Consider the following 2,267-nt stretch of genomic DNA (forward strand, 5'->3'; position numbering starts at 1 on the left):
GCGGCCCCCCGCCCCCCCCCGCGGGCCCCTTCCTCCCGCTGCGCCACCCCCCCCCGGCCGGGCGCCGGGCGCGGCCCCGCGCGCCGCCCGCGCCCCCCACCACCCGGGTATCAGCCCTTGACGCTGCCGGCGAGCAGCCCTCGAACGAAGTAGCGCTGCAACGAGAGGAACACGATCAGCGGTACGACGATCGAGACGAACGCCCCGGCGGTCAGCCGTTGCCACTCGTTGCCCCGGGTGCCGGCCAGTTCGGCCAGCCGCACGGTGAGCGGTGCGGTGACGTCGCTGCCACCGGCGAAGATGAGCGCGACCAGCAGGTCGTTCCAGACCCAGAGGAACTGGAAGATGCCGAACGCGGCCAGCGCGGGGGCGACCAGCGGCAGCACGATGGTGCGGAAGATCCTGGGGTGGGTCGCCCCGTCGACCCGGGCCGCCTCCATCAGGTCCTTCGGTAGCTGCGAGATGAAGTTGTGCAGCAGGAACACGGCGAACGGCAACGCGAAGCAGGTGTGCGCGAACCACACCTGGGCGAAGTTCTGCGCGCCGTCGAGGTTCCAGGCGGGCATCAGGGTGACGCCGCCGATGCTGACTCCCCGCGAGAAGAAGCTCAGCAGCGGCACCAGCGCCATCTGCAACGGCACGATCTGGAGCGCGAAGATGCCGATGTAGACCCAGTCCCGGCCGCGGAAGTTGATCCACGCCAGCGCGTACGCGGCCAGGGCGGCGAACGCGAGCGGGAACAGCACCGACGGCAGGGTGATGACCAGCGAGTTGACGAAGTAGTTGGCGAGCTGTCCCGAGCCGGACGCCTGTCCGAACAGCACGTCCTGGTAGTTCTGCAGGGTGAACTGCGGGTCCCGGAAGAACGTCCACCAGCCGGTGGTCTTGAGCTGCGGCTCCGGCCGGAACGAGGAGACGAACAGGCCGAACGTCGGGATGGTCCAGACGACCGCGATGACGATCGCGACGACCGTCGCGGTACGGCTGTTCAGCCGCTTGCGTACCCGGGACGCGCGCGTCGACGTGCCACTGGTGTCCTGGGCGCCGGTGGCGACCGGGGGAGTGGTGGTGGTCATCTCAGCCCTCCCGTCGCTGCTGACGCAGGTTCCGGATCTGGAAGATCACGATCGGTAGCACCAGGACGAAGAGGAAGACCGCCAGGGCGGACCCCTGACCGTTCTGGCCGTACCGGAACGCCTGGTTGTACATCTCGTTGGCGATCACGCTGGTGTCGTAGTTGCCGTTGGTCGTGGTGCGGACGATGTCGAAGACCTTCAGCGTGGCGATCGAGATGGTGACCACGACGACGATCAGGGCCGGCCGGATGCTGGGCACGGTGATCTGCCGGAACATCTGCCAGGGGGTGACCCCGTCGAGGCGGGCCGCCTCCACGATGTCGGCCGGGATGGACTTGATCGCCGCGGAGAGCACCACCATGGCGAATCCGGCCTGGATCCAGACCATGATCACGATGAGGAGCAGTGTGTTCAGTGGCGAGTCGAGCAGCCACTGTCGGGGCTCGCCACCGAGGCTGACCACGATCTGGTTGAGCAGACCGATCTGTTCCTGGTCCTCACCCCGGTAGGCGTAGACGAACCGCCAGATGATGGCGGCACCCACGAACGAGATCGCCATCGGCATGAAGATCAGCGACTTCGCCAGCGACTCCATCCGGGCCTTGTCGACCAGCACGGCGTAGAGCAGGCCCATCGAGGTGGCGACCAGCGGAACCAGGGTCACCCAGACCAGCGTGTTGATCAGTACCCGGACGATCGCGTCCTCGGCGAACATCCAGCGGTAGTTGTCCAGCCCGACCCAGTTCTGGCTGCCGCCGTCCATGAAGGACAGGAGCGTGGTGCGGATCGCCGGGACGACCAGGCCGATCATCAGCAGCAGGACGGTCGGCAGCAGGAAGAAGAGTGCGAACAGCCCCTCCCGGGGCTTGGTCCGCCGGGGCATCGGCGCGCTGCCGGCGGCGGCGGCGACGAGTTGCGCCTCGCGACGCCGGGCGAAGAACGCCGGCACCGCGTCGAGCAGGACGAGCAGGCCGCCGACCACCACTGCGAAGGCGACCAGCCCCCACAGCAACATCATCAGTTTCGGCGCCTGGGCGGCGAAGTCGAAGTTCATCAACCCTCCCGGAGGTGTCGACAGAGCCGGGGGGGGGGGGGGGGGGGGGGGGGGGGCCCCCCCCCCCCCGCGCGGGGGGCCCCCGGGCGGGGGGGGGGGGGGGGGCGCGGGGGGGGGGCGGGGCGGGGGTCGAACAC

2 protein-coding genes are annotated in these 2,267 nt (G+C 69.4%); both read right to left on the reverse strand.

The features are described from left to right. Positions 1-110: 110 nt before the first annotated feature. Positions 111-1,076, reverse strand: coding sequence for a carbohydrate ABC transporter permease (locus ACIBMZ_RS04195; RefSeq protein ID WP_396690836.1), 966 nt, complete (start codon positions 1,074-1,076; stop codon positions 111-113). A gap of 1 nt (position 1,077) precedes the next feature. Beyond that, a complete protein-coding gene (locus tag ACIBMZ_RS04200; RefSeq protein ID WP_396690838.1) occupies positions 1,078-2,130 on the reverse strand; it encodes a carbohydrate ABC transporter permease in 1,053 nt (350 codons plus the stop codon). Positions 2,131-2,267 lie beyond the last annotated feature (137 nt).

The sequence above is a fragment of the Micromonospora sp. NPDC049900 genome (assembly GCF_044461025.1).
Taxonomy (GTDB): Bacteria; Actinomycetota; Actinomycetes; order Mycobacteriales; family Micromonosporaceae; genus Micromonospora.